22 protein-coding genes and 1 pseudogene are annotated in these 22937 nt (G+C 72.0%); 13 read left to right on the top strand and 10 right to left on the bottom strand.

Translation table 11 applies throughout. The features are described 5' to 3' along the window. Nucleotides 1-56 precede the first annotated feature (56 nt). The 3 genes from ACH4EB_RS08795 (at nucleotide 57) to ACH4EB_RS08785 (ending at nucleotide 4052) form a co-directional block, all read left to right on the top strand. On the top strand, nucleotides 57-1262 hold the full coding sequence (locus tag ACH4EB_RS08795) for an MFS transporter (protein WP_398346680.1): 1206 nt from the start codon (nucleotides 57-59) through the stop codon (nucleotides 1260-1262). Nucleotides 1263-1477: 215 nt separating this feature from the next. After that, nucleotides 1478-3274: a sensor histidine kinase gene (locus ACH4EB_RS08790; protein ID WP_398346679.1), complete on the top strand. Its 1797-nt coding sequence runs from the start codon at nucleotides 1478-1480 to the stop codon at nucleotides 3272-3274. An 85-nt stretch (nucleotides 3275-3359) separates the two neighbouring features. Continuing rightward, nucleotides 3360-4052 (top strand): response regulator, encoded by a 693-nt coding sequence (locus ACH4EB_RS08785; RefSeq protein ID WP_398346678.1) that lies wholly within the window; start codon nucleotides 3360-3362, stop codon nucleotides 4050-4052. A 409-nt stretch (nucleotides 4053-4461) separates the two neighbouring features. On the opposite strand, the gene ACH4EB_RS08780 is transcribed toward ACH4EB_RS08785, so the two are convergent. Beyond that, the gene (locus ACH4EB_RS08780; RefSeq protein ID WP_398346677.1) at nucleotides 4462-5112 is read right to left on the bottom strand and encodes an FMN-dependent NADH-azoreductase; all 651 of its coding nucleotides are present in this window, start codon (nucleotides 5110-5112) and stop codon (nucleotides 4462-4464) included. Nucleotides 5113-5231: 119 nt separating this feature from the next. Between ACH4EB_RS08780 and ACH4EB_RS08775 the strand changes: the two genes are divergently transcribed. Then, nucleotides 5232-5594, top strand: a complete 363-nt coding sequence (locus ACH4EB_RS08775) for a winged helix-turn-helix transcriptional regulator (protein WP_398346676.1) — start codon at nucleotides 5232-5234, stop codon at nucleotides 5592-5594. Nucleotides 5595-5674: 80 nt separating this feature from the next. On the opposite strand, the gene ACH4EB_RS08770 is transcribed toward ACH4EB_RS08775, so the two are convergent. Continuing rightward, nucleotides 5675-6109, bottom strand: a complete 435-nt coding sequence (locus tag ACH4EB_RS08770) for a MarR family winged helix-turn-helix transcriptional regulator (protein ID WP_398346675.1) — start codon at nucleotides 6107-6109, stop codon at nucleotides 5675-5677. A 106-nt stretch (nucleotides 6110-6215) separates the two neighbouring features. Between ACH4EB_RS08770 and ACH4EB_RS08765 the strand changes: the two genes are divergently transcribed. From ACH4EB_RS08765 to ACH4EB_RS08750, 4 genes and pseudogenes are all read left to right on the top strand, one after another. Next, a complete protein-coding gene (locus ACH4EB_RS08765; protein ID WP_398346674.1) occupies nucleotides 6216-7526 on the top strand; it encodes an ABC transporter permease in 1311 nt (436 codons plus the stop codon). A gap of 479 nt (nucleotides 7527-8005) precedes the next feature. After that, nucleotides 8006-8302, top strand: a pseudogene (locus ACH4EB_RS08760) (DUF2252 family protein); the annotation flags it as partial. A 622-nt stretch (nucleotides 8303-8924) separates the two neighbouring features. Then, entirely contained in the window at nucleotides 8925-9680 is a 756-nt protein-coding gene (locus tag ACH4EB_RS08755; protein WP_398346673.1) for a hypothetical protein, read from the top strand. A gap of 10 nt (nucleotides 9681-9690) precedes the next feature. Continuing rightward, a complete protein-coding gene (locus tag ACH4EB_RS08750; protein ID WP_398346672.1) occupies nucleotides 9691-10035 on the top strand; it encodes a rhodanese-like domain-containing protein in 345 nt (114 codons plus the stop codon). A 22-nt stretch (nucleotides 10036-10057) separates the two neighbouring features. On the opposite strand, the gene ACH4EB_RS08745 is transcribed toward ACH4EB_RS08750, so the two are convergent. The 6 genes from ACH4EB_RS08745 to paaA all read right to left on the bottom strand — a co-directional run bounded on the left by ACH4EB_RS08745 (nucleotide 10058) and on the right by paaA (nucleotide 15094). Beyond that, entirely contained in the window at nucleotides 10058-11191 is a 1134-nt protein-coding gene (locus tag ACH4EB_RS08745; RefSeq protein WP_398346671.1) for an acyl-CoA dehydrogenase family protein, read from the bottom strand. Nucleotides 11192-11273: 82 nt separating this feature from the next. Next, nucleotides 11274-12413 carry a 2Fe-2S iron-sulfur cluster-binding protein gene (locus ACH4EB_RS08740; RefSeq protein ID WP_398346670.1) on the bottom strand — a complete coding sequence of 380 codons (1140 nt, stop codon included), beginning with the start codon at nucleotides 12411-12413 and terminating at the stop codon, nucleotides 11274-11276. Beyond that, nucleotides 12413-12907 carry a 1,2-phenylacetyl-CoA epoxidase subunit PaaD gene (gene paaD, locus ACH4EB_RS08735; RefSeq protein ID WP_398346669.1) on the bottom strand — a complete coding sequence of 165 codons (495 nt, stop codon included), beginning with the start codon at nucleotides 12905-12907 and terminating at the stop codon, nucleotides 12413-12415. Before paaD ends, ACH4EB_RS08740 begins: the two co-directional genes overlap by 1 nt. Continuing rightward, entirely contained in the window at nucleotides 12901-13632 is a 732-nt protein-coding gene (gene paaC, locus ACH4EB_RS08730) for a 1,2-phenylacetyl-CoA epoxidase subunit PaaC (RefSeq protein WP_398347057.1), read from the bottom strand. Before paaC ends, paaD begins: the two co-directional genes overlap by 7 nt. A 59-nt stretch (nucleotides 13633-13691) precedes the next feature. After that, on the bottom strand, nucleotides 13692-14138 hold the full coding sequence (paaB, locus tag ACH4EB_RS08725; protein WP_398346668.1) for a 1,2-phenylacetyl-CoA epoxidase subunit PaaB: 447 nt from the start codon (nucleotides 14136-14138) through the stop codon (nucleotides 13692-13694). Then, nucleotides 14135-15094 (bottom strand): 1,2-phenylacetyl-CoA epoxidase subunit PaaA, encoded by a 960-nt coding sequence (paaA, locus tag ACH4EB_RS08720; RefSeq protein WP_398346667.1) that lies wholly within the window; start codon nucleotides 15092-15094, stop codon nucleotides 14135-14137. Before paaA ends, paaB begins: the two co-directional genes overlap by 4 nt. Before the next feature lie 168 nt (nucleotides 15095-15262). Here paaA and ACH4EB_RS08715 point away from each other — a divergent pair, with 168 nt between their 5' ends. The 3 genes from ACH4EB_RS08715 to ACH4EB_RS08705 all read left to right on the top strand — a co-directional run bounded on the left by ACH4EB_RS08715 (nucleotide 15263) and on the right by ACH4EB_RS08705 (nucleotide 18325). Then, entirely contained in the window at nucleotides 15263-15931 is a 669-nt protein-coding gene (locus tag ACH4EB_RS08715) for a DUF5819 family protein (RefSeq protein ID WP_398346666.1), read from the top strand. After that, the gene (locus ACH4EB_RS08710; RefSeq protein ID WP_398346665.1) at nucleotides 15928-17385 is read left to right on the top strand and encodes an HTTM domain-containing protein; all 1458 of its coding nucleotides are present in this window, start codon (nucleotides 15928-15930) and stop codon (nucleotides 17383-17385) included. The genes ACH4EB_RS08715 and ACH4EB_RS08710 overlap by 4 nt, the downstream gene beginning before the upstream one ends. 121 nt (nucleotides 17386-17506) lie before the next feature. Beyond that, complete coding sequence (locus tag ACH4EB_RS08705; RefSeq protein WP_398346664.1) at nucleotides 17507-18325, top strand: TrmH family RNA methyltransferase; 819 nt, start codon at nucleotides 17507-17509, stop codon at nucleotides 18323-18325. Here ACH4EB_RS08705 and paaN read toward each other — a convergent pair. Beyond that, nucleotides 18322-20028 carry a phenylacetic acid degradation protein PaaN gene (paaN, locus tag ACH4EB_RS08700; RefSeq protein ID WP_398346663.1) on the bottom strand — a complete coding sequence of 569 codons (1707 nt, stop codon included), beginning with the start codon at nucleotides 20026-20028 and terminating at the stop codon, nucleotides 18322-18324. The genes ACH4EB_RS08705 and paaN overlap by 4 nt on opposite strands. A gap of 221 nt (nucleotides 20029-20249) precedes the next feature. On the opposite strand from paaN, the gene ACH4EB_RS08695 reads away from it, so the two are divergent. Further along, entirely contained in the window at nucleotides 20250-21770 is a 1521-nt protein-coding gene (locus ACH4EB_RS08695) for a 3-hydroxyacyl-CoA dehydrogenase (protein ID WP_398346662.1), read from the top strand. A 2-nt stretch (nucleotides 21771-21772) separates the two neighbouring features. Further along, nucleotides 21773-22360 carry a TetR/AcrR family transcriptional regulator gene (locus ACH4EB_RS08690; protein ID WP_398346661.1) on the top strand — a complete coding sequence of 196 codons (588 nt, stop codon included), beginning with the start codon at nucleotides 21773-21775 and terminating at the stop codon, nucleotides 22358-22360. Between the two features lie 52 nt (nucleotides 22361-22412). Here the strand turns inward: ACH4EB_RS08690 and ACH4EB_RS08685 are convergent, their stop codons facing one another. Beyond that, nucleotides 22413-22904 (bottom strand): Lrp/AsnC family transcriptional regulator, encoded by a 492-nt coding sequence (locus ACH4EB_RS08685; RefSeq protein ID WP_398346660.1) that lies wholly within the window; start codon nucleotides 22902-22904, stop codon nucleotides 22413-22415. Nucleotides 22905-22937 lie beyond the last annotated feature (33 nt).

Genomic DNA, 22937 nt, shown 5'->3' with positions numbered 1-22937 from the left:
GAAGCGTGAGGTGATCGCCGTTGTTCCCGCGGGCGGCGGCGCATTGGCTGGGGGCCATGACGACGATCGAGGAAACGGCGGGCCGCGACGACGAGTTGCGGCCGGGCAGGGGCGCGGGATGGCCCGCGGTGGGCGCGTTGGCGGCGGCCACGTTCACGGTGGTGACCTCCGAGATGCTGCCGGTCGGGCTGCTGACGCCCATCGGGGGCGCATTGGGGGTCACGGACGGTACGGCGGGGCTGACGCTCACGGTGGCCGGTGTGGTCGCGGCGCTGGGGGCGCCGTTGCTGACGCTGGCGGTGGGCCGGGCGGACCGGCGGGCGGTGCTGTGCGGGCTGATGGCGATGCTCACGGTGGCGAACCTGCTGGCCGCGTGGGCGCCCGGTTTCGGGGTGATGCTGGCGGCGCGGGTGCTGGTCGGTCTGGGCATGGGCGGCGTGTGGGCGCTGGCGGCGGGGCTGGCGGTGCGGCTGGTCGCGGCGCGGTCGGTGGCGGCGGCGACGTCGTTGATCTTCAGCGGGGTGGCCGCGGCGTCGGTCCTCGGGGTGCCGACGGGCACACTGACGGGGCAACTGGGTGGGTGGCGCGCCGCGTTCGTCGTGGTGGGCTTGGTGTCGGCGCTGGTCACGGTGGCGCTGGCCGCACTGCTGCCGCCACTGCCGGCCGCGGGGGCCGTGCGGCTGGGCGGGGTGCTGCGGCTGTTCCGCGACGCACGGGTGCGTACCGGGCTGATCGTGGTGGCACTTCTGGTGGGCGGGCACTTCGCCGCGTACACGTACGTGCGGCCGGTCCTGGAGGAGGTGTCCGGGGTCGGTTCCGGGGTGATCAGTACGTTGCTGCTGGTGTACGGGGTCGCGGGCGTCGTGGGGAACTTCGTGGGCGGCGTGGGGGCGGCGCGGTCACCGCGCGGCACCTTGGTGGTGATCAGCGCGGTGCTGGCCGGGGCCGTGCTGCTGGTGCCCGTCCTGGGGGTGGGCGTGCCGGGCGCGGCGGCGTTGCTGGCGGTGTGGGGACTGGCGTACGGCGGGGTGTCGGTCAGTACGCAGACGTGGCTGATGGTCGTGGCGCCGGAGGCGCGGGAGGCGGCGTCCGCGCTGTTCGTGGCGGTGTTCAACGCGGCGATCGCGCTGGGTGCGTTCGGCGGGGGCCGGGTCGTGGACGGCTGGGGGTTCATCGCGGTGCTGTGGACCGGGGGCGCGCTGGCCGTGGGGGCGTTGGTGGCGGTGGGGGTGGGGCGGGGGCCGGGGCGGGTGAGGGGGTGAGGTGGGGTGTGGGTAGGTGAGCGGGGGGCATGAGGGGCGTTTGCGAGGTGGGGTGTGGGGGTGGTTTGTGAGCTGGGGTGTGGGGCCGGTGTGTGGGGCCGGTGTGTGGGATCGGCTTGCGGAGACGGCCTGGCGGGGGATCAGCGACTTTCGTCGCGGCAGGGAACGACGAACGGTGACTGCGCCGGCGGGTGGGATTTTCCTACGCTCGGTGCGTGAACATCACGGGGAATGCACAGGTGGCGGCCCGGGCGACGGCGGTCCGGGCCGCGGCAGGGCGGCTGTGGCGGTGCCTGGCCCGCCCGGAGCAGTGGCCGCCGTACCGCGTCGTCGGTGAGTCGCTGCTGGCGCTGCTGCTGGGGCTGATCGCGCTCGGCGTGGAGAAGATCAGCGACACCAGCGATGTCCGTACGTGGCTGGTGACGGTGGCGGTGATGGTGCTCTCGCCGCTGCGCCGTGCCCTGCCCGGCACGGTCCTGATCTTCGCGGCGTCGCTGAGCTGGATGTTCGTGGGGGTGGCGGCGCTGCTGATCGTGGCGGGCTGGTCGGCCGGGCGCCGGATCGCGGGCAGCGCGCGGGCGCTGGTGGTGTTCGCGGTGGCGCTGCTGTCGAGCATGGTGGTGCCCGTGGTCGAGGACTTCCCGCTGGTGTCGCCGGAAACGCTGATGTTCCTGGCGGTGTCCTTCCTGGCGATAGTGGCCATGCCCGGCATCGCGAGCCGCTACTGGTCCCAGAACCGCACCCTGGTGGACATCCTCCACGCGCAACGCTCACAACTGCTGCGGGAGAACGCGATGATCGCCCGCCAGACGCAGTTGCGCGAGCGGCAGCGCATCGCGCAGGACATGCACGACAGCCTGGGCCATCAGCTCACGCTGATCGCCGTGCACACGGGCGCGCTGGAGGTGGACTGCGAACTCAACGCGCGGCAGCGGGAGGCCGTGGGCGTGCTGCGCGGAGCGTCGGTGGCGGCGATGCGCGAGCTGCGCGAGGTCGTGGGCCTGCTCCGTGACGAGCACGAGGACACGGCCGCGGCGCATCCGGCGATCGGCGCGGGCACGGCCGCGGACGCCGGGCGGCGCGGGGTGGCCCAGGTGGACGCGCTGGTCGAGGCGTCGCGTGGCGCGGGGGCGCGAATAGCCGTCGCCCGGTCGGGGGAGCCGCGTGCGCTGGCGCCGGCCGTCGACCGGGCCGCGTACCGCGTCGTGCAGGAGGGGCTGACCAACGCGCACAAGCACGCGTCGGGCGCGCCGGTGACGGTGGCGCTGCGCTACGAGCCGGACTCGCTGCTGGTGGAGGTGGTCAACGGGCCGGTGCCGCCGGGCGCGGCCGGCGGTCCGGAGGTCAGCGGCGGCCAGGGACTGACGGGGCTGCGGGAGCGGGCCCGGCTGGTCGGCGGCATGGTGCACAGCGGCCCGGTGCCGGACGGCGGTTTCCGGCTCGCCGGGGTACTTCCGTACGGGCCGGTGACGGTGGCGACGACGGCCGCGGAGCCGGTGCCGGCGGTCGAGCCGGTCGGTGCGGGCGGCGGCTTTTCGGATCACGGTCGCGGGCGTCCCGTGGTGCATACCGGCAAGGACGGTCAGCCGGTCATCGACTGGTCCCGGGTGTACGCGGCGCCGGACACGGCGATGTTCCGCGGGGAGGCCAGGCGCCGCGGGTTCGCTGTCGGGTGCGGCTTGGCGGCGGGGGTGGTCGTGGTGCTGGGACCGGTGACCGCCTGGGGGACGGTCGAGGTCTTCAAGGCGATGGAGGACGCCGCGGTGTCGCCGGACACCTACGAGCAGATGAAGCTCGGCCTGCCGGAGGCCGAGGCCCGGGAGCGGCTGCCGGCCGGGTCGTTCCTCAACAGCGGGCTGAACGACCAGGGGCCCGCGAAGCCGGAGGGCGCGCGCTGCGAGACGTTCATGTCCACGGAACCGTCGGAGAACTGGGACGAGGACCGTGCGTTCCGGTTCTGTTTCAAGGGCGGAAAGCTGGTGGAGAAGCGGACCTTCCTGGGGAAGGTCTGAGCGCGGCCGGACGGGCCGGCGTGTGAATGGGGGGAAGATGGCGCTGTCCGTGGAAGCAACCGATCCAGCCCGTGCGGGAGTCCGAGTGATCAGGGTGATCGTCGCCGACGACGAGCCGCTCATCAGGGCCGGCATCCGGATGATCCTGACCTCCGCCCGGGACATCGCGGTCGTGGCGGAGGCCGGTAACGGCAAGGAGGCGGTCGAGGCCGCGCGTGGCCATGGTGCGGACGTCGTGCTCCTGGACATCCAGATGCCGGTCATGGACGGGCTGACGGCACTGGCCGAGCTGCGCCGGGCGGCACCGTCCGTGCGGGCTCTGATCCTGACGACGTTCGGGGAGCGGGAGAACGTCCTGCGGGCGATGGGCGAGGGAAGCGCGGGCTTCCTGCTGAAGGACTCGGCGCCGGACGAACTGATCCGGGCGGTGCATGCCGCCGCCGCCGGCCATGCCTACATGTCGCCGGCGGCGACCCGGCATGTCGCCGATTCGCTGGTGACGCACGGCAGCGGTCCCGGCGGTGGGGCCGGTGCGACCCGCACGGCCCGGCGCGCGGAGGAGGCCAGACAGCGGCTGTCCGTCCTGACGGAGCGGGAGAGGGAGGTGCTGTCCCTGCTCGGCGAGGGTCTCTCCAACGCCGACGCGGGCGAGCGGATCCATATGAGCGAGGCGACGGTGAAGACGTACGTCAGCCGGATCCTGTCCAAGCTGGGTTGTGAGAACCGGGTCCAGGCGGCCCTGCTCGCCCGGGACGCGGAGTTGGGGGCGGGGGCGTAGCCCCGGGTGAGGGGCGGTGGCGGGGCTGGGTTTCTGCCGGGCTGGGGCCTGTTGGGATCCGGTATCCGTGGGGGCCTCGGCCGGGGGCGGGGTGGGGGCCCGAGGCGGGGCCCGGCGGGTGGGTTCGCGTCCGACCGTTCCCGGTGGGGTGGGGTCGTGTCCCGGTCGGTTTCGGCTGGCGGCCGGGCTCGCGTGCGACTGCTCCGGCGGGGTGGGCTCGCGTCCGACCGTTCCCGGCGGGTGGGCTCGTGTCCGGTCGGTTGCGGCTGACGGCCGGGCTCGCGCCCGACCGTTCCCACCGGGCTGGGTTCGCACGGGCCGGTCGGCCGGGGGGTTCGCCTGGCCGACGGGGGTGTGCGGTCCGGTCCGGGCCGTCCCGGCGGGTGACGGGGCGTGCGCCGGACGTGTGTCAGGCGGCGTGACGCGCGGCGAGGGCCTTGGCCTTGTCGGCGGCGTCCTGGAGGGCCTTGTCACGGGAGGCCTCGTACTGCGGTATGAGGTCCGCCATCGCCGGGTTGCGGGGAGCCGCGGTCAGCTCGGGGACGATGAAGTCGACCTCCATGCCGAACATGGTGCCGAGCACAGCCCCCAGGTAGTTCTGGACGTAGTCGAAACCCGCTCGGGGCGTGCCGGGGGCGTACGAGCCACCGCGGCTGGTGACGATGATCGCCGGAATGCCCTTGAGCGAGGACTCCTCCCCGGTGGTCCGGCCCATGAAGATCACGTGATCCAGCCATGCCTTCAGCGTGGAGGCGATCGTGAAGTTGTACATGGGGGCGCCGATGACGACCGCGTCCGCCTTCTCCAGCTCCTCGACCAGTTCCAGGCGCCGGGCGAAGGCGGTCCGCTGCTCGGGGGTGAGGGCGTCCGGGGCACTGAAGGCGGCGGTGTAGCCCGGGGCCTCCAGGTGCGGCAGCGGCGTGGCGGCGAGGTCCCGGTAGATGACGGTGCCGTCGGGGTGCTGCTCCTCCCAGGCCTTGCGGAAGGCGGCGGTCACCGCGCGGGAGGCGGACCCGTCGGCCGGGAAGAGGGAGGAGTCGAGGTGCAGAAGCGTGGCCATGATGCGGTCCTTCGGTCGTGGCCGGCGCGCGGCCCGAGGGTGAGTTCCGGTCGTAACTGTGTTTAGCACAGTAGCTTACTTTTCCGCAGCACCCAACGGGAAGGCAGTACCCTGGGCGCATGGCGGAGCGCGGCGAGGAGACATGCAGGCAGGTGGACGCCGGCATGGCGCGGGTTTTCGCGCTGCTCGGCAAGCGGTGGTCCGGCCTGCTCGTGTCCGTCCTCCTCGGAGGCCCGGTGCACTTCGCCGAGCTGCGGCGGGCGGTCCCCGGAATCAGCGAACGCATGCTCTCGGACCGGCTCACGGAGCTGTCCGCGGCCGGTCTCGTCGTACGGGAGGTCGACGGCGGCCCGCCGCTGCGCGTCTCGTACCGCCTGACCGAGGCCGGGCGGGCGCTCGACCCCGCGCTCAAGGAGCTGGGCCGGTGGGCGGAGACGTACCTCGCCGACGGCGGACAGTGTCCGGAGCGCTTCCGGAAGTGAGCGGTCGGGGTGGAGGGTGCCGGGTGCTCCCGGGTGTCCGAGGCGTGTGGGGCCGGAGGGCCGGAGCCCGGTCGCGAGGCTCAGCCGTGGCGTTCCTGCGCGGCGTTGTAGCGCAGCAGGTATGAAGCGAAACGGTCCAGGTCCTCCTCGTCCCAGTCGGCGAGCCGCTCGTGGAACGCCTGGCGGCGGCTGGCGGTGACGTTGGCCAGCGTCTGCGCGCCCTTGGCCGTGGGGTGCAGCACCTGGACGCGGTGGTCGTCCGGGTCGACGCGGCGCTCCACGAAACCGAGCTTCTCCAGGGCGGAGATCTGCCGGCTGACCGTGGACTTGTCCAGGAGGTAGTGCGCGGCCAGGTCGGTCGCGCGGCATCCCTTCTGGTCGTCGAGGTGCGCCAGCAGCGTGTACGAGACGAGTGACAGCTCGGGGTGCATACGGGCGGCGGTGGCGCGGGCCCGGCGGGCGAACGCGGTCATCTCCTGCTGGATGGTCTCGACGGATTCGTCTCTGCGGGCCACGGGTGCTTGCCTTTCGTCGAAGTGGTTGTATAGTACAACGTGAAATGAGAGTTGTATAAGCCAACTACACTCGACGCTGAGCGACTAGCTTGAGAAGGCACGACGCATGAGTTCGGTCCGACGCCCCGACCACCACCGCCCCGATCATCGAGCCGATCTGCGGCATGTCCTCACCCATCTGATCACCCCGTTGCTGATGTGCATCGGGATGGGACTGGCCTATCTGGGGGCGTTCGCGCACCCCGAGCCGCACCACCTGCCCGTCGCCGTGGTCGGTTCGGGTTCCCAGACGCAGGTGCTCGCCCAGTCGATCAGCGACAAGGCGCACGGCGGCCTGGACGTCCGCACGGTCGGCAGCCGGGCCGAGGCTGTGGACCAGTTGAAGCACCAGGAGATCTTCGGCGCGTACGTGATGGACGCGCCCGCCTCCGGGGACGGCGCACCGGCCGGGGCGAGCGGCGGAGCGTCGGCCTCGAAGGGCGACGGCGCGTCGGCTGGGAAGGGTGGCAGTGCTGCGCCGGCCGCCTCGGCGGTCAAGGGCGGCGGGACGAAGGCGGCGCCTGAGCTGCTGGTCGCGTCGGCCGGTTCCGACACCATGGCATCCGTCGTGCAGAAGATCTTCACGCCCGTGGCGGCCCAGCAGGGCGCACCGCTCAAGGTCACCGATGTCGCGCCGCCGGCCGAGGACGACCCGACGGGCCAGGGCCTCTTCTTCCTGATGGTCGCGATCAGCATCGGTTCGTATGCCTCGGTCGCGGTGATCGGCGGCGCCGGGGCCGTACTGCCGATCCGGCTGCGCGCGGCGCTGGCGGTCGGTACCTCCTTCGTGGTGAGTGTCATCGGGACGCTCTTCGCCGGGCCGGTCTTCCACCTCGTCGATCATGGGCTGTGGGGGCTGTGGTCCATGGCCTGGCTGTACTCGGCGGGCATTCTGCTGATCGGCACCGGGCTGCACACGTTCCTCAAGCGCTGGACCACGCTGGGTGTGATGGCGCTGTTCGTGATGCTCAACTTCACGTCCGCCGGTGGTGTCTTCCGCCCCGAGCTGCAGAACGGTTTCTTCGCCTCCCTCCACGCATTCTGGAACGGCGCCGGCTTCGTCGAGGGCACCCGCAGCCACGTCTACTTCGACGGCAACGGGCTGGCCGGACACGTCTGGACGCTGGTGCTGTGGCTGGTCGTGGGCTTCGCGATGATCGGCGTGGCGTCCCTGGCCGAGGCGCGCCGCCGGCGCGCGGCGGCGGCCGCGGCGCAGAACGCGACGGCCGTGGCCGCGGCCGCCGTGGCCGCCACGGTGCCGGAGCGCCGCTCCGCCCACGCCGTGAGGTCCGCTGACGCCAAGGACTCCGAGCACGCCAAGGACTCCGAGCAGGCCAAGGCTGCCGAGGAGGAGATGGAAGAGGCAGTCGGAGTCTGAGCCGAAGGCCCCCGGATCGGGGTGCTGCATCACCTACGACTCTGTCACGCAGAGTTATCCACAGGCCCTGCCGCGAGGCGGGGCCTGTCTGTACCGTCGTGAACACGCGGCGGAGACAGCGTCCCGGCGACCGGCGGCAGACACCGGTTCTGCGGGCGTTCCGACGCGGCCGGACGACGGGTCCGGCGTCGGTGCCACGGGGCGAAGGGGGAGGTGGGCGCGGTGACACGATTGCCGTACGTACCAGGGTTCGCGAAGCGGGACGCGCGGGGCCCCGCGCCGAAGGCGGTCGGCAAGGCGCTTCGGCAGAGGGCGCCACGCTCCGCGCACGGCCGGTTCACCACGGACGCCGGGCGGCCGGACGCGGTGACGACGGTCGAGGAGTCCAACGTCGGCCGCCTCCCGGAACTGCTGTCCCTACGGGTCGGGCGCATGCGCATCGCCGCATATCTGCGCGCCGACGCCGGGTGGGGGCGGGGGAGGGGAGGCCCTTCCAGGTGCGGCAGTTCCGGAACCGTAAAGGCAGCGTCGACCCAGCCGCTCTCGCCGGCGACCAGATCGACGACTACGCGCGAATGACGGGCGCGTTGCTGGCCCGGGCTCATGCGCACACTGCCGATCCGCGCGTGGTGGCTGGGTACTGCGGCAAGAGCGGTGCGTTGGACGAGGCGCTGGCCGATTTCGCGGTGGCCTACGCGGACCGTACGGAGGCGGACCACGCGGAGTTGGTCGCGGCGATCAGGAAGGGGCGGATAGCCGCGGAGACGGGAGTCTGAGCGGGGCCGGTCCGGGCCGTAGGGTGGCCGGGTGACGAACTCGCAGGCGGAGAACGCGCAGGACGGCCAGGACGCACACGCTGACCGTGGGGCCGCGGGCCATGCGGCCCACGCATCGCAGGGTGGACACCAGGCCCCGGCGGGTCAGGAGGACTACGCAGGCTCTGCGGCCCATGCGGCGCGCGGCGGTCTTGCCGATCCCGGTGCCCAGGGCGGTCACGCGGCTCACGCTGCGGGGCAGGACTGCTATCCGGGGCAGGGCGCCCACCCGGCTCAAGGCGACTACGCCGAAAACGGGAGCGCCGGCCACGCGGCCGCGGCGGATGAGGGCGGCTCCGCGGCTCATGGGGGCCAGTATGGCTATCCGGGATCGGACGGCCGGATGGGGACGGTAGGACCGGCGGGTCAAGGAGCCCCTGATGGGCCGGGCGAAGCGGTTCATACCCACGGCCCGTCCCCCGCCCACGAAGCCGGTGACCCCGAAACCCCCGACCCCGCCCCCCGCCCCCACGAGGCTCCGCACGCTCCTCAAGAAGCTGAGAACCGTGAGGAGCCCCACGAAGACAGCGGCCCGAGGCAGCCCGACCAGGACGGTGGCGCGGCCGGGGCTTCGACGCGGCGGTTGGCGCAGGCTGTGGAGGCTGCTGAGCAGGCGTTGATCGAGTTCGAGATCGCGGTGGAGACGTTCCGGGTGGAGGTGGAGAACTTCTCCCGGCTGCACCACCAGCGTCTCGGCCCCATGTACTCGCGGCTGGATGAGCTGGATGCCCAGATCGCCGAGGCGATCGCGGCTCGTACGGGCGCCCCCGAGGACGTACGCAAGGCCCGGGAGGCGCGGGCGGCGGTGCTGCCGATGCCCGACGTCGAGGAGCTTTTCCACGGGTGGATGGGGTCCGAGGGGCTGTACCCGGAGGCCGAGGCGATGCTCACCGAGCAGTCGGTCCGGCCCCCGCAGAAGGTGCGGCCGAGCGAGGAGGCCCGCCGGGTCTACCGCGACCTGGTGCGCAAGGCCCACCCCGACCTTGCGCGCGACGAGGCCGAGCGTGGGCGCAGGGACGCGTTCATCGTGCGGGTCAACGCCGCGTACGGTGCCGGGGACGAGGCCGCGCTGCGCGAGCTGGCCCGTGAGTGGGAGGCCGGGCCCGTGCCGCAGCAGCAGCGGCTGAGCGAGAGCGAGGAGCTCTACGCTCGGCTGGAGTGGCTGTCGGCGCGCAAGGAGATGCTCGCGGCGGTCGCAGCGGAGCTGGAGGAGGGCGCGATCGGCGCGATGATCAAGATGGCGCCCGAGGACCCGGACGCGCTGCTGGAGGAGATCGCCGAGAAGCTGCTCGCGGACGTCGCCGAGCGCGAGGCATACCTGGCGCAGTTGGTCGGGTAGCGTCGGGGCCATGCATTTTGGTTCTCTGCCCACGGTCGGTGTCGACGCTCTGACGTCCGAGGACTTCCTCCTGGACGTACGGGAGGACGACGAGTGGGAAGCGGGGCACGCCGAGGGCGCGCTGCACATCCCGATGAGCGAGTTCGTCGCCCGGTACGGCGAGTTGACGGAGCAGGCGCCCGATGGCGGCAAGGTCTATGTGCTGTGCCGGGTCGGCGGCCGTTCCGCGCAGGTCGCCCAGTACCTGATTCAGCAGGGCATCGACGCGGTGAACGTCGACGGCGGCATGCAAGCGTGGGAGGCCGCCGGCCGCCCGGTCAAGGACAGTAGGGGTGAGCCGGGCGCGGTCATCTGACCTGCTGCTTTCAGATGGTCGCTCAGCCGAGGGCGTGAGCGGCCAGCAGCTCGCCCAAGGCCTCTTCGTGGGCGGCGGCCGGGCCGAGGGCAAGTTCGAGCTGCTTCGCCCAGGCGTGGTAGCGGTGCAGTGAGTAGTCCGTGTCCGCGCCGAAACCGCCGTGCAGATGCTGTGCGGTCTGTGCGACGCGGCGCACGCCCTCCGAAGCCCAGATCTTGGCCACCGCCACATCCCCTGCCGGTGGCAGCGCACCGCTCGCGGCGCTGCTGATACGCCACGCGGCCTGCCAGAGGGTGGCCTCCATGGCCCGCAGATCGATGTAGCGGTCGGCGGCTTGGACGGCGACGGCCTGGAAGGTGGCGACGGGGAAGCCGAACTGTTCCCGCTTCGCCGTGTAGGCGCTGGTCATGGCCAGTACGGCTTGGCCGAGGCCGAGAGCGAGCGCGCACGTTCCGGTGGTGAGGACGGTGCGCAGCCACTCCCAGGCACCCGGGTCGGTGATCACGTCATCGGAGCGGATCCGTACGGAGTCCAGATGGACTTCCGCGAGGCGTTCGCCGTTGGTGGAGACCTGGTCGTGGAGGCGGACGCCGTTCCGGAGGCGGGGGACGAGGGCGAGTACGGCCGTTCCGTCGCCGGTGTGGGCGGGGACGAGGATGCGGTCGGCGTTCTGTGCCCAGGGGACGGCGGTCTGGATGCCGTCGAGAGCCCAACCGGATTCTTCCTGGCGGGCGGTGACGGCGAGTTCGGCGGGGTCGTGGCCGGTACGTCCGCTGGTGGCGACGGTGATGACCAGTTCGCCGCGGCCGGTCCGGGGCAGTACGTCGGCGCGCAGGGCATCGGCGGCGTACGTCTGGACCGCGAGGGCCGCGGCGCTGTTCTCCAGCAGCGGTACGCGGGCGAGCACCTTGGCGGACTCGCGTAGCACCAGGCAGAGGGCGATCGGGTCCAGGCCCGCTCCGCCGTACTCGGGGGCGAGCAGCAGGCTCAGCAGGTCGGCGTCGGCCAGCTTGCGCCACAGGGGGCGATCGAAGTCGTCGGCCACCGGTCCGGCGGTGAGCGCGGGGCTCGGCACACTGTCGGGAACGACGTCCGCGAAGACGGCCTTGGCCGCCTCGACAGCCGCCTGCTGTTCCTCGGAGAAGGTGAAGTCCACTGGCCTGTCCTCCCGCGTGCCCGCACGGCTGCTACCTGACGGGTCGTCAAGCTAGAACAGGTTGCAGTATTTGTGAATGGGCTCAACGGTCGAAGTCCAGCTCGACCTCCTCCGTCACGGGATGCGACTGGCAGGCGAGGACGTATCCCGACGCGACTTCCTCGGCCTCCAGCGCGTAATTGCGGTCCATGCGGACCTCGCCCGAGACCAGGAACGCGCGGCAGGTCCCGCAGACGCCGCCCTTGCACGCGTACGGTGCGTCCGCGCGGTTGCGCAACACGGTCTCCAGCAGTGGCTCACCGTCCAGGACCGGCCAACTGCCCGCCCGCCCGTCCAGAGTCGCGGTCACGGTGCTGTGCGCGGGAGCACGGAACGGCGCGGGACCACCGGGGAGCGCGGTTCCCGCAGCCGGGACGCTCCCGGCCGTGGTGACCGTGGGAGCGGCGCCTGCGAGGGCGGCCTCGGCGAGCGCCGACGCGGGCGCGGCGGGCTCGGATATGTGGAAGATCTCTTCGTGGATGCGATCGCGGGGGACGTGGAGGGCGCGCAGGGCGCGTTCCGCAGCCTGGACCAGGCCGTACGGGCCGCACAGGTACCAGCCCTCCACCGAGCCCACGGGGAGCAGGGCGGGCAGCAACTCCCGCAACCGGCCCTCGTCCAGGCGGCCCGAGGGCAGCCCCGACTGCTGGTCCTCGCGGGAGAGGACGGAGACGAGCTGGAAGCGGTCCGGAAAGCGGTCCTTGAGGTCGGCGACCTCCTCCAGGAACATGGTCGACGCTGCCGTACGGTCGCTGCGGACCAGGCAGAAACGGGCGTCCGGGCAACGGGCCAGCAGCGTCGCGACGATGGACAGCACCGGGGTGATACCGCTGCCGCCGACGATGCCCACGAAGTGCCCGGGGCGAGGTTCGAGCACGAAACGCCCGGTCGGCGCCATGACGTCCACCGTGTCACCGACGGCCAGTTCCTTGAGCGCGTACGTGGAGAACTCGCCGTCCTCGACCAGCCGGATCCCCACCCGCAGTGCGGGCTCGTCCGACGCCGGAGTGCAGATCGAGTACGTACGGCGGATCTCCCGGCCGTCCACCGTGCGGCGCAGTGCGATGTGCTGGCCCGGGACGTGCCGGAAGGTTTCGCGCAGTTCGGACGGGACCTGGAAGGTGACGGCGACGGCGTCGTCCGTGAGCCGCTCGATCTCCGCGACCCGGAGCGGGTGGAACATCACAACTCCTTGAAGTGGTCGAACGGTTCACGGCAGGACTCGCAGCGGCGCAGGGCCTTGCAGGCGGTGGAGGAGAAGCGGCTGAGCAGCGTGGTCTCGGTCGATCCGCAGTGCGGGCAGCGGATCGCCAGGGCCACCGGTACGGGGCCGCCGGCCGGACCGGTGGGGCGTGGCGGGGCGATGCCGAACTCGGTCAGCTTCCGGCGGCCCTCGGCGCTGATCGCGTCGGTCGTCCAGGGCGGGTCGAGGACCGTACGCACCTCGACCTGGGGGATGCCGTTGTCGTGGAGGACGCGCTCGATGTCGGCGGACATGGCTTCGATGGCGGGGCAGCCCGTGTATGTCGGGGTGAGCTGGACCTCCACCTGCCCGGGGCCCGTCAGCCGCAGTCCGCGCAGGACGCCCAGCTCGGCCAGGGTGACGACCGGCAGCTCCGGGTCCGGTACGGAACCGGCCAGGTCGCGCAGCCGTTCTTCGAGAGCGGTGGTCACCATGTCGCCCCCGGGTGGCTGCGGTGCAGGTGCTGCATCTCGGCGAGCATCCGGCCGAATGGCTCGGTGTGCAGCCCCTGGCGTCCGGCTCCCGCGGTCCAGGCACCGCGGCTCGGGCCCTGCGGGACCAAGAGGGTGGCGCGCGTCAGCACGGCTTCGATGCGCGTGGCCCAGGCGTCGCGCAGCGCGGGCAGGTCGAGGTCCAGCCCAGGTACGGGCTCGAAGAGCTCGCCGGTGAAGCGCCACAGGGCGTCCAGGCCGCGCTGCATGCGTCCGTGGCTCTCCTCGGTGCCGTCTCCCAGGCGCAGGGTCCACTGCTCGGCGTGGTCGCGGTGGTAAGCGACCTCCTTGACCGCCTTCGCCGTGAGGGGGGCCAGCGGGCCGCCGCCGGTGGCCAGTTCGCCGTACAGCAGCTCCTGATACGTGGAGAAGTAGAGCTGACGGGCGATGGTGTGGGCGAAGTCGCCGTTGGGCTGTTCGACGAGCTGGCAGTTGCGGAAGGCCCGTTCCTCGCGCAGATAGGCCAGTTCGTCCTCGTCGCCGGCGAGGGAGAGCAGGACGCGGGCCTGGCCGAGAAGGTCCAGCGCGATGTTCGCGAGGGCCACCTCTTCCTCCAGGACGGGGGCGTGTCCGGCCCACTCCCCCAGCCGGTGGGAGAGGACCAGGGCGTCGTCACCGAGGGCCAGGGCCGGGGCAGCGGCGGCGACGTCCCGGGCGAGGGAGCCCACGGGGGCGGGGGCCGCGGGGCTGTGGGTGGCGGCCGGGTCCTGAGCTGTCGGTACGGGCTTCACAGGTGCTGCACCCCGTCCGGGATCTCGTAGAAGGTCGGGTGGCGGTAGGGCTTGTCGGCGGCCGGCTCGAAGAAGGAGTCCTTCTCGTCCGGGGAGGAGGCGGAGATCGCGGCGGACGGGACCACCCAGATCGAGATGCCCTCGGAGCGACGGGTGTAGAGATCGCGGGCGTTGCGCAGGGCCATCGCCGCGTCCGGGGCGTGGAGGCTGCCCGCGTGGGTGTGGGACAGGCCGCGCCTGCTGCGGACGAAGACCTCCCACAGCGGCCAGTCGGCGGGCCGCGCGGAGGCAGCGGCCGAGGCGCCGCCCCGGGGTACGGCGGACGCGTGACCTGCTGCCGCGCCCGGCGCGACCTGGCTCCTCCGCCCGGCCTGGCCCCCGGGGCCGACCGGTCCCGCCTGGCTCTCCGGCCCTCCGCTGCCCTCCGTGCCGGTCGTGGTCATCGGGTCCCCTCCCCGTGCTTGGCCGCGTACGCCGCAGCGGCGTCGCGCACCCAGGTGCCTTCTTCGTGGGCGCGGCGGCGTTGGCCTATCCGCTGTTCGTTGCAGGGCCCGTTGCCCTTGAGGACCTCGCGGAACTCGTCCCAGTCGATGGGGCCGAAGTCCCAGTGGCCACGCTGCTCGTTCCACCTGAGGTCGGGGTCCGGGAGGGTGAGGCCGAGTGATTCGGCCTGCGGGACGCAGATGTCCACGAAGCGCTGGCGCAGCTCGTCGTTGGAGTGCCGTTTGATCTTCCAGGCCATGGACTGGGCGGAGTGCGCCGATGCGTCGTCGGGAGGACCGAACATCATCAGCGATGGCCACCACCACCGGTCCACCGCGTCCTGTGCCATGGCGTGCTGGGCGTCGGTGCCGCGGCTCAGGGCCAGCAGGAGTTCGTAGCCCTGGCGCTGGTGGAAGGACTCCTCTTTGCAGACGCGGACCATGGCGCGGGCGTACGGGCCGTAGGAGCAGCGGCACAGCGGGACTTGGTTCGTGATCGCGGCGCCGTCCACCAGCCAGCCGATGGCGCCGACGTCGGCCCAGGTCAGGGTGGGGTAGTTGAAGATGGACGAGTACTTCTGGCGGCCGGAGTGCAGTTTGTCGAGCAGCTCGTCGCGGCTTGTGCCGAGGGTTTCGGCGGCGCTGTAGAGATACAGGCCGTGCCCCGCCTCGTCCTGCACCTTCGCCATCAGGATCGCCTTGCGGCGCAAGGACGGCGCCCGGGTGATCCAGTTCGCCTCCGGCTGCATGCCGATGATCTCGGAGTGCGCGTGCTGCGCCATCTGGCGCACCAGCGATGAGCGGTAGGCGTCCGGCATCCAGTCGCGCGGCTCGATGCGCTCGTCCGCGGCCACGGCCGCGTCGAAGCCTGCCTCCAGGGCCGCGAGGGACTCCTCGCCCGGCGCGATCGTCGTCATGTGATCCCCCTGCCTCCCGACCGACCGATCGTTCGGTTCAATGGTGTGGCTCGCACATGCGGGGTGTCAAGCCTGTGGATAACTCGGGGAAGGGTGTGCCGGGTGGGGCCGTCTAGGTACGGTTCCGGGGCGGTGAAAAGCCGCTCGGGAACTGGGAACGGGGCAGGAATGCAGCCATACGGGGACGAATCGCGGCCACCAGCCGCGCTCTCGCTGCCGTCACGCATCGTGGTGACCGTCGTGGCAGGCGCCGTGACGCTGGCCGTCGCGATTCACCTGGCGATGATGTTCCTGCACGTGGCACCGCCGAACACGCTGAGCAAGCAGCACGGCGAAGTGATCAACGACTACGTCTTCCCGGAGTACGAGCAGAACTGGAAGCTGTTCGCGCCCAACCCGTTGCAGCAGAACATCGCGGTGCAGGTACGGGCCCAGGTGCGCACCGCGGGCGACGACCGGGAGACCACCGGCTGGACCGACCTGTCCGCCGTCGACGGCCGGGCCCTGCTGCACAACCTCGTACCGAGCCACACCCAGCAGAACGAACTCCGCCGCGCCTGGGAGTACTACCTCAATACCCACGACGCGCAGAACCGCGCGTCCGGGATGCGGGGCGAGCTGTCCGAGCAGTACGTACGGCGCATCGTGATGCAGCGCATGAGTGCGCAGTGGGCGGCGCGCGGCGCGGTCGAGCAGATACAGGTCCGCTCGATGACGACGGCCGTCAGCCCGCCGTCGTGGAGCACGGAGAAGATCAGTGACAAGCCCAGGTACCGCGAGCTGCCCTGGTGGCCGGTCACCGCAGACGACCTGCCCGAAGGAGCGAAGATCCAGTGACAGCGCGCAGGTTGCCTTCGCAGACGCCCGGGGGCACGGCGGAAACCGGCTCCCCGGCCACCACCACCGGTACCGGAGCCGGCGCCCCGCTGACGCCCGGCGGGCCCGCCATCGCCTCCCCCGCCACGACCGTCCCCGCCCAGGGCCCGACGGGGCGAGCAGCCTCCGCCGACCCGTCCCGCACCGCCTGGCCCGTCGTCTCCCCGCCCCCTGGTCCGGTCGCCGGGCAGCCCGCCGGCACCGATGAGACGCGCGTGGAGCGCGCCTTCGGGCGGGCCTTCAGGCGCGTCACGGGCAGTGCCTTCGCCCCGTACCAATCCGCCGTCCTCCGCATCGGCTTCGCGGCCACCTGGCTCTTCTTCCTGCTGCGGGAGTGGCCGAACCGGCATGAGCTCTACGGGCCGCACGGCCCCTGGAGCGGCGACATGGCACGGCGGCTCCTGGACGGCAACTCGGCCTTCTCGATCCTGACCTGGACCGACAGTCGCGGCTGGTTCGAACTCGTCTACGGGCTCGCCGTCGTCGTCAGCGCTCTGCTGCTGGTCGGCTGGCGCACCCGCACCATGTCGGTGCTGTTCATGGTGGGCGTGCTCTCGCTGCAGAACCGCAGCATCTTCATCGGGGACGGCGGCGACAACGTCATCCATCTGATGGCCCTCTATCTGGTGCTCACCCGCTGCGGGCAGGTGTGGTCGCTGGACGCCCGCCGCGAGGCGAAGCTCGCGCGGTCGTCCGACGGCCGTCCGGAGCGCGACATCACCGGCGTCGTCCTGTGGTCGGCCCTGGGGCTGTTCCTCGCCGTCGCGCAGGTCCTGGGTCTGTCCGGTCTGTCCTGGTTCGGCCCCGGGCCCTTCCCGAACGTGGGCTGGGGCCTGACGTTCTGGGTCCTGTGGCTCGCCCACGGCGCCTGGTGGGCGGCGCGGCGGTACGCGCCCGGAGAGCCGCGTGTCGTGCTCGACATGATCACCAAGCTGGTGCACAACGGCGCCCTGCTGGTGATCGTCGTGGAGGTCTGCCTGATCTACGCCACGGCCGGCTGGTACAAGATCCAGGGCTCCCGCTGGCAGGACGGCACCGCCGCGTACTACCCGATGCACCTGGACTACTTCTCGCCCTGGCCGGAGCTGTCCCGGGTGCTCGCCGACAACGGCCTGATGATCATGCTGGTCACCTACGGCACGGTGATCGTGCAGGTCGCCTTCCCCTTCACCCTCTTCAACCGCCGTCTGAAGAACGTGCTGCTGGCCGTGATGATCTGCGAGCACCTGTCGATCGCGTTCCTGCTCGGCCTGCCGTTCTTCTCGCTCGCGATGATCACGGCGGACGCGGTGTTCCTGCCGACGGTCTTCCTGGTGTGGCTGGGGGCCCGGGTCACCTCCGTACGCGACCGGGTGCTCCCCCGCCGTACGGGAGGCGGGGAGCGGGACCGGCCGACGGCCGTCGGCACGTCCTGAGCGCGGGCAGCCACGCGCCCCGGAGGCGGACCCAGGGACGGTCACTCGCGGTGGTGGGCGGATGTCGCCGTGACCGTGGGCGGCGGAGGCCCGCCCCCGGGACGGTTGAGATAGTGGGGAAATGATCGAGAACGGTTCCTCGGACGATCCGGTACGGCGCTGGCGCGCGAGCGCCGACGACCCGGCCGCGGTCCTCCTGGACGGCTTCCACGCGCTGAAGCACGCCCTGCGCTTCGGCGGGGCCGTACGGCACGTCCTGACCAGCGACAAGCCCGCCCTGCTGGCGCTCGCCGAGGAACTCGCGGACGATCTGACCGGCGACCTCGACGCGCTGGCGGAGCAGGTGCCGACGGCGGCGCTGCGCACGCTCCTGCCGAAGGTGCACCCCACGGGTGTCGCCGCCCTCGCCGTGCGCCCCGACGCCGCGGCGAACCTGGCCAGGCTCCGCGCGGCCCCGCGGTCCGCCCCCGTCGTCCTGCTGGAGAACCCGCGCAACCTGGGCAACATCGGCGCCGTCGTCCGCCTGGCGGCCGGTTTCGGCGCCACCGGGGTGGTCACCACCGGCTCGCTCGACCCCTGGCACCCCAACGCCGTACGAGGCAGCGCCGGCCTGCACTTCGCCGGCGCGGTGGAGCGCCTGTCGCTGCCGGAACTGCCGCCCGGACCGGTCTATGCCCTCGACCCGGAGGGCACGGACATCCGCTCCGTGACGTTCCCCGACGACGCGATCCTGGCCTTCGGGTCCGAGCGGCAGGGCATCTCGGACGAGCTGCGGGAACGGGCGACCGCGCTGGTCGCGGTGCCGATGCAGGCGCGGGTCTCCAGCTTCAACCTGGCCACGAGCGTGGCCATGGGCCTCTTCCACTGGATGTCCCGCGGCACCCCGGCCCCGGCCGCCGCGGCCGGGAGGACCGGAGCGGCCGGGCCGGCCGGCTTCTAGCCCGCCTCCACGGGCCTGCGCACCTCCACCGTCCGGAAGCGGTCGGCCACGAACGCGCCGTCGCACAGCGCCGCGTTCGCCGCGGGGTTGCCGCCCGAGCCGTGGAAGTCGGAGAAGGCGGCGGTCTGGTTGACGTACACCCCACCGGTCAGGTTGAGGGAGAGCTGCGCGCACTCCTCCAGGCACGCCTCCTCCACCAGCGTCTCCACCTCCTCGGAGGTGGTGTACGCGCCGACCGTCATCGCGCCCTTGACGCGGGTCGTGTGCCGCAGCAGGTCCACCGCGTCCGCCGCCGAGTCGACGGCCACCGCGAAGGAGACGGGGCCGAAGCACTCCGACAGGTAGGCGGCGTCGGCGCCCGCACCCTCCCAGAGCTTGCGTGCGCCGTCCATCTTGACCATCACCGGCGTACGGACCGTGGCGTCGGGGAAGTCGGGGTTGGCCACCTCGCGGGAGGCCAGGGCCACCTCGCCCAGCCCGGAGGCCGCCTCGATCCGCTCCTTGACCTGCGGGTTGACGATCGCGCCCAGCAGGGCGTTGGCCCGCGCGTCGTCGCCCAGCAGCTTGTCGACGGCGGTCGCGAGGTCGCCGACCACGTCGTCGTACGACTTGGGGCCGGCGTCCGTGGTGATGCCGTCGCGGGGGATGAGGAGGTTCTGCGGGGTGGTGCACATCTGACCGCTGTACAGGGACAGCGAGAAGGCGAGGTTGCCGAGCATGCCCTTGTAGTCGTCCGTGGAGTCGATGACGACCGTGTTGACGCCGGCCTTCTCCGTGTAGACGCGCGCCTGGGGCGCGTTGGCCTCCAGCCAGTCGCCGAACTCCGTCGAGCCCGTGTAGTCGATGATGCGGACCTCGGGGCGCACCGCGAGGGTCTTGGCCAGGCCCTCGCCGGGCCGGTCGACGGCCAGGGCCACCAGGTCGGGGGAGAATCCGGCCTCGGCGAGCACCTCGCGCGCCACCCGGACGGTGAGCGCGAGCGGCAGCACGGCCTGCGGATGCGGCTTGACCAGGACGGCGTTTCCGGTGGCCAGGGAGGCGAACAGGCCCGGGTAGCCGTTCCACGTCGGGAAGGTGTTGCAGCCGATCAGGAGGGCGACGCCACGGGGGACGGCCTTGAAGGACTTGGACAGCTCCAGGGGGCCGCGCTTGCCCTGGGGCTTGGACCACGCGGCTTTCTCCGGGGTGCGGACCTGCTCCGCGTAGGCGTAGACGACCGCCTCCAGGCCGCGGTCCTGAGCGTGGGGCCCGCCCGCCTGGAACGCCATCATGAACGCCTGGCCGCTGGTGTGCATCACGGCCTGCGCGAACTCATGGGTGCGCGCGCTGATCCGCGACAGGATCTCCAGGCACACCAGGGCCCGGGTCTGCGGGCCGGCGTCGCGCCATGCGGGCATCGCCGCGCGCATCGCGGGCAGCAGCACGTCCGCGTCCGGGTGCGGGTAGCTGATGTTCAACCCGATGCCGTACGGCGAGACTTCCGCCCCCGTCCAGTCGTCCGTGCCGGGCTGGTCCAGCTCGAAACGCCTGCCGCGCAGGGCGTCGAAGGCGGCCTGGCCGTCCGCAGCGGCGTTCTCCCCATAGGCCTTGGGGTGCTCGGGGTGCGGGGACCAGTACGCGCGGGTACGGATCGTCTCCAGCGCCTGGTCGAGCGTCGGGCGGTGCTTTTCGAGCAGATGCGCTGTGGTCAGTTCGTCGGCCATCGGAGACCAACTCCTCGTCGGGTGCGGCTGGGGCCTGCCGTCTCCATGCGCCAGCCCCGTGGCGCGGACGCCACATCGAGAACGCGACGCCGCTGCGACGACAGATCCGAGGACAGGGCTGGGCACCATTTCGGCGACGGGGCTAGAGTAACCGAACGATCGGTCGGGGCAAGAGGGTCCGGCGAACCTGTGGACAACTCCGTCGGGGAGGATCAGCCGTCATGACAGCCATCGAAGCGGGCCGCACCGTCGCGGTCGTCGGCACGGGCACCATGGGCCAGGGAATCGCGCAGGTCGCGCTGGTCGCGGGGCACCCGGTCCGGCTCTACGACGCCCTGCCGGGCCGGGCCGCCGAGGCCGCCGAGGCGATCGGGCGCCGCCTGGACCGGCTGGTGGAGAAGGGCAAGCTGGCACCCGCGGAGCGCGCGGCGGCCCGCGCGCGCCTCAGCCCCGCCACCGCACTCCCCGAACTCGCCGACGCCGCACTCGTCGTCGAGGCGATCGTGGAGGACCTGGGTGCGAAGCAGCAGTTGTTCGCCGCCCTGGAGGACGTGGTCGGTGAACACTGCCTGCTGGCCACGAACACCTCGTCCCTGTCCGTGACCGCCGTCGCGGGCGCGCTCCGGCTGCCGGGACGCTTCGTCGGCCTGCACTTCTTCAACCCGGCGCCGCTGCTGCCCCTCGTGGAGGTCGTCAGCGGCTTCACGACGGACACCTCGGTGGCCACCACCGCGTACGAGACGGCCGCGGCATGGGGCAAGTCCCCCGTACGCAGCGCCGACACCCCCGGATTCATCGTCAACCGCATCGCTCGCCCCTTCTATGCGGAAGCCCTGCGCCTGTACGAGGAGCGGGCCGCCGACCCGGCCACCATCGACGCCGTGCTGCGGGAGTCCGGTGGCTTCCGTATGGGGCCGTTCGAGCTGATGGACCTCATCGGGCAGGACGTGAACGAGGCCGTCACCCGGTCGGTGTGGGAGGGCTTCTTCCACGATCCGAAGTTCACGCCCTCACTGGCGCAGCGGCGCCTCGTGGAGGCCGGTCTGCTGGGACGCAAGACGGGGCGGGGCTGGTACGACTACGCCGACGGGGTCCCCGGAGCGCAGCCGCACACCGCGCCGCCGTGCCCGGCGCCGGCGGCGGTGAGGGTGCACACGCAGCTCGCCGGGCCCGCCGCCGTGCTCCAGGAGCTGATCGGCGAGGCCGGGATCAAGATCACCCAGGATCGGTCGCCGGGGGAGCACGAGGGCTGCGTCCGGCTGCCGGGCGGCGTCCGCCTGGCGCTGACCGACGGCCACCCCGCCACGGGCGACATGTCCGGTCCGGCGATCCGCTTCGACCTCGCGCTGGATTACCGGGCCGCGACCCGCATCGCGCTCGCGCCCGGGGCGGAGACCTCCGAACAGGACGTACGGGAGGCGGTGGGCCTCTTCCAGGCGCTCGGCAAGGAGGTCAGCGTCATCGACGACGTACCGGGCATGGTCGTTGCCCGTACGGTCGCGATGATCGTGGACTTCGCCGCGGACGCCGAGGCCCGCGGGGTCGCGAGCCGAGAGGACATCGACACGGCCATGCGGCTGGGCGTGAACTACCCCGGCGGGCCCTCGGAGTGGGCCGGGCGCGTCGGCCGGCACTGGGTGTGGCATCTGCTGGATACGCTGCGTCACCAGTACGCCAACGGCCGCTACGGTCCGTCCTGGGCGCTGCGCCGCAGTGTGAAGCCGAACGGGCGGATGCTCTAATCATGACCATGGCCAAGCGCGACACCTACACGCCCGATTCGCTGCTGTCGGTCGCCGTCGAGGTGTTCAACGAGCGCGGGTACGACGGCACCTCCATGGAGCACCTCTCCCGGGCGGCCGGCATCTCCAAGTCCTCGATCTACCACCATGTACGCAGCAAGGAAGAACTGCTGCACCGCGCCATAAGCCGGGCGCTGGACGGGCTTTTCGGGGTCCTCCAGGAGCCCGGGGCGGGTACGGGGCGGGCCATCGAGCGCCTGGAGTACGTGGCCAGGCGTGAGGCGGAAGTGCTGATGGAGGAGCTGCCGTACGTGACGCTGCTGCTGCGGGTGCGCGGCAACACGGACACGGAGCGCTGGGCCATGGAGCGCCGACGGGAGTTCGACGGCGAGGTCACCGAGCTGCTCAAGCAGGCCGCGGCCGACGGTGACCTGCGCGCGGACGTGGACGTACGGCTGGCGACCCGGCTGCTCTTCGGGATGATCAACTCGATCGTGGAGTGGTACCGGCCGGGCCGGGGCGGCTCGGCGAGCAGGGAAGAGGTCGCGGAGGCCGTGGTGCGTACGGCGTTCGCGGGGCTGCGGACCTGAGGCAGGGCCCCGGGCGGGTCCGAGAGGCGCGGCCTGGAAGCCGCGCCTTCCGCTATCCCTGCTCGGCCCCCAGGTCGGTCTCCTCGAAGACGAGCAGGGTGCGGGTGCTGAGCACTTCCGGGATCGACTGGATACGGGTGAGGACCAGTTCCCGCAGCTCCTGGTTGTCCTTGGTGTGCACCAGCAGCAGGACGTCGAAATCGCCGCTGACCAGGGCGATGTGCGAGGCCCCCGGAAGCGCCGTGAGCTGGGCGCGGACCGTGCGCCAGGAGTTCTGCACGATCTTCAGCGTGACATAGGCGGAGGCGCCCTGACCGGCCCGTTCCTGGTCGATGCGCGCGCTGAAGCCACGGATCACGCCGTCGTCGATCAGACGGTTGATGCGCGCGTAGGCGTTGGCGCGCGAGACGTGTACGCGCTCGGCCACGGAGCGTATCGAGGCCCGGCCGTCGGCCTGGAGCATGTTCAGGATCGCGCGGTCGATGGTGTCCAAGGGGCGTAAGGGGCGATGTCCTCCGTTACTGGCCATCTGTTCGTCCGGCATACCGCCTCGCCTCCCCTGTGTGGACGCCCTGTC

It is taken from the genome of Streptomyces sp. NPDC018045, from assembly GCF_044327445.1.
In the GTDB taxonomy this organism is placed as follows: Bacteria; Actinomycetota; Actinomycetes; order Streptomycetales; family Streptomycetaceae; genus Streptomyces.
The sequence above is the reverse complement of the archived record's forward strand: the minus strand, read 5'-3'. Positions and strand labels throughout refer to the sequence as shown.